Source organism: Nitratidesulfovibrio liaohensis (assembly GCF_011682075.1).
Lineage (GTDB): Bacteria > Desulfobacterota > Desulfovibrionia > Desulfovibrionales > Desulfovibrionaceae > Cupidesulfovibrio > Cupidesulfovibrio liaohensis.
Genome location: NZ_VSMK01000337.1, coordinates 1 through 3079 on the forward strand (window position 1 = coordinate 1; position 3079 = coordinate 3079).

Sequence of the window (3079 nt, forward strand, 5' to 3'; positions counted from 1 at the left end):
GCTGCGCTCGCCCGGTCCGGCTGCCCTGGCCCTGCTGCTGGGTGCGGCCCTGTGCGTCTGGGCCCGCCTGCCCCTGCCCCGCCTGCTGCGGAGGCTGGCCGCCGTGAACGTGTTCGTGGCCTTTCTGTGGGTGTTCCTGCCCTTTTCGCTGCCCGGTGCTCCGCTGCTGCGCATCGGTCCCTTTCCCGGCCTGCCGGACTGGCTGAGCCTGACCGCCACCAACGCGGGCGTGGCCCAGGCCGTGCTGGTCACCCTGAAATCCAACGCCATCGTGCTGGCCTTCATCGCCCTGGCGGGCACCTCGGACATCACCGCCGTGGGGCATGCCGTGGCCGGACTGGGCCTGCCGGACAAGCTGGCGCTGCTGCTGCTGTTCACCTGGCGGCAACTGCACGTGGTGGCCCAGGAATACCACCGCCTGCGCACAGCGGCCAAGGTACGCGGATTCATCCCCGGCACCAACCTGCACACTTACCGCACCTACGCAAACCTTGCGGGCATGGTGCTGGTGCGCAGCTTTGACCGGGCCGAACGCGTGGGGCAGGCCATGCGCCTGCGCGGCTTTGCCGGGCGCTTCCACATGCTGGCCGAACCCGCAGGACACCCCGGTGACCACCTGCTGGCCGCCGCCGTCATCCTGTGCGCGGTCGCGCTGCTGGCCGCCGACATCCTTCAGCCCTTCGCGAAACTGCCATGACCACCGCCGCCGCCCCGCCCGACAGCGCACTGCCCGAGAACAGACAGTCCTGCCCCCATGCGCCCAGCCATGTGCCCAGTCACGCGCATGACCACGATCATGAACACGCGCACGGAGGGAAGCACGACCACCACCCGCACCATCATCCGGACGACGATGCCACCCCGCCGCTGGCCGCCGTTGAGGACATCCACTTCACCTATCCCGGCAGCGCGGACCCCGTATTGCGCGGCGCCTCGCTGGCCTTGCGTCCGGGGCGGCGCATCGGCCTTCTGGGGCACAACGGCAGCGGCAAGTCCACCCTGTTGCACCTGCTGATGGGCTTGTTGCGCCCCCAGTCGGGCCAGGTGCTGCATCGCGGCGTGCCCCTGACCAGGGAAGCCGACTTTGCGACGCTGCGCCGCGAGGTGGGGTTCCTGTTCCAGAATTCCGACGATCAGCTGTTCTGCCCCACCGTGCTCGAAGACGTGGCCTTCGGCCCGCTGAACCACGGCGCATCCCCCGCAGAGGCCCGCGACGTGGCACAGGCTACCCTGGAGCGCCTGGGCTTTGCCGGGTTCGGCAGCCGGGTCACCCACCGCCTGTCCGGCGGCGAAAAGAAAATGATCGCCCTGGCCGCCGTGCTGGCCATGCAGCCGCAGGCCCTGCTGCTGGACGAACCCACCAACGACCTCGACCCGCGCACCCGCAGCCGGCTCATCGCCATCCTGGCCGCACACAGCCCCACCCACCTGATCATCTCGCACGACTGGGACTTTCTGGCCCAGACCTGCGACAGCTTTCTCCTCGTGCAGGACGGCACCGTCCGCATCGCCACCCATACCCCCCATACCCACGTGCATACCCACACCGGCGGCGACGTGCACCACCATCACGGGTAGAACAAAGAGAAAAAGAATGCGGGGGAGAGGAAGGGAACTTTTGCGCACTGCGGTCGCCATCCATAAGGCTCGCAAGCTCGCCTAACGGCTGTCGCAAAAGTTCCCCTCCTCTCCCCCGCCCCCCCTCTCCATCCTTCCAAACTTTTCAACAGGGGCACCAGCTACCGGCTGCGACGCTCCTCTCATCCCACGGCTCATCCCCCCAATGGAAACGTTTGGGGGAAGAGGGGATGGGGGTCCGGGGGAAGGGGAGAAGCCCCTTTTGGAAAAGGGGCTTCTCCCCTTCCCCCGGTTGCCCTGCCATCTACCCGAACAGTTTCGCGGACACGTCCTGCCACACGGTGTCGGGGGTGATGTCGCGCATGCAGCGGTGGTGCCCCAGGGGGCACTGCTGCGGCCCGTGCAGGCCGCAGGGGCGGCAGTCCAGCCCGGTTTCGAGCACGGTGGCCCTGGGGCCGCGCGGGTAGAAGCCGTGGCGGCGCACGGTGGGGCCGAAGATGGCGGTGACGGGGGTGCGCTGGGCCCAGGCGATGTGCATGGGGCCGGAGTCGTTGGAGAGGTAACAGTCGAGGATGGCGAGATGCGCGGCAAGGTCCACGAGGCTGAGCGCACCGGACAGGTCGATAAGCGCGGGCGTGCCGAGGGTACCGGAACGTTCGGCCACTTCGCGGGCCACGGCTTCTTCGCCGGGACCGGCAAACAGCACGATGCGCGAGCCTGCGGCGGCAGCGCGGCGGACCACCTCTGCAAAGTATTCGGCGGGCCAGCGCTTGGTGGCCCACACGGAACCGGGGTGGACGCCCAGCAGAGGCACGCCGGGGGCGGCATGCGCGGCGCGGAAGGCGGCGGCCTGTTCGCGGGCGGGTTCGGGCAGCACCAGTTCCGGCCAGTCCAGAACCTGCGGAAGGTTCAGGGGGCGCACCAGTTGCAGCAGCCGCTCGATCTCGTCCAGTTCGTCAAAGCGGCGCGGCACGGTGTGGGTGTAGAACCACGAATTGAACCATGGTGCGTCGTAGCCGATGCGCACCTTGGCGCTGGTCCAGCGGGCGATGCAGGCGCTGCGCAGGCTGGTGTGGGCGGATATCCACAGCGAATGCCGCTCGCGCGCCAGTTGCCGCCCAACGCGGGCGGCGGCCATGACGCTGCTTTCGCCGCCGCGCTTGTCGAACTCGTGCACGCCGGAAAGCTCCGGCTGTGCGGCGAACAGGCTGCCCACGCCGCGCCGCACCCAGAAGTGCAGTTCCGCATCGGGGTAGTTGGCGCGCAGGGTGCGCAGCAGCGGCAACGTAAGTACCGCGTCGCCCAGAAAGGCGGTATTCCAGACGCCGATACGGCTCATGACGGTTCGCTCCGCGAAATATCCGTGGAAGAGGTGCCGGAAGGGGATGCCCCCGACACGTCAGCGGTACCGCCCAACAGCCACGCGGCGGCGGCGGCAAGGTCGCGCGCCACGGCATGCGGCCAGTCCGGGCGGACGGCAAGGTCGGCGGGGGCGGGTTCG

3 protein-coding genes are annotated in these 3079 nt (G+C 69.0%); 2 read left to right on the plus strand and 1 reads right to left on the minus strand.

All coding sequences use genetic code 11. From position 1 onward, the window contains the following. On the plus strand, window positions 1-697 hold a 697-nt coding region (gene cbiQ / locus FVW27_RS11740; RefSeq protein ID WP_167125365.1), incomplete at its 5' end, for a cobalt ECF transporter T component CbiQ. Next, window positions 694-1578: an energy-coupling factor ABC transporter ATP-binding protein gene (locus FVW27_RS11745; protein WP_243838389.1), complete on the plus strand. Its 885-nt coding sequence runs from the start codon at window positions 694-696 to the stop codon at window positions 1576-1578. The genes cbiQ and FVW27_RS11745, both read left to right, overlap by 4 nt. 304 nt (window positions 1579-1882) lie before the next feature. Here FVW27_RS11745 and waaF read toward each other — a convergent pair whose 3' ends face one another. Further along, window positions 1883-2917 (minus strand): lipopolysaccharide heptosyltransferase II, encoded by a 1035-nt coding sequence (waaF, locus tag FVW27_RS11750; protein ID WP_167125367.1) that lies wholly within the window; start codon window positions 2915-2917, stop codon window positions 1883-1885. Window positions 2918-3079: the final 162 nt, after the last annotated feature.

What these genes read in the sequence shown, in the direction of transcription:
- FVW27_RS11745 (WP_243838389.1), top strand. Translation starts at nt 694, where the DNA reads ATGACCACCGCCGCCGCCCCGCCCGACAGCGCACTGCCCGAGAACAGA.
- waaF (WP_167125367.1), bottom strand. Translation starts at nt 2,917, where the DNA reads ATGAGCCGTATCGGCGTCTGGAATACCGCCTTTCTGGGCGACGCGGTA.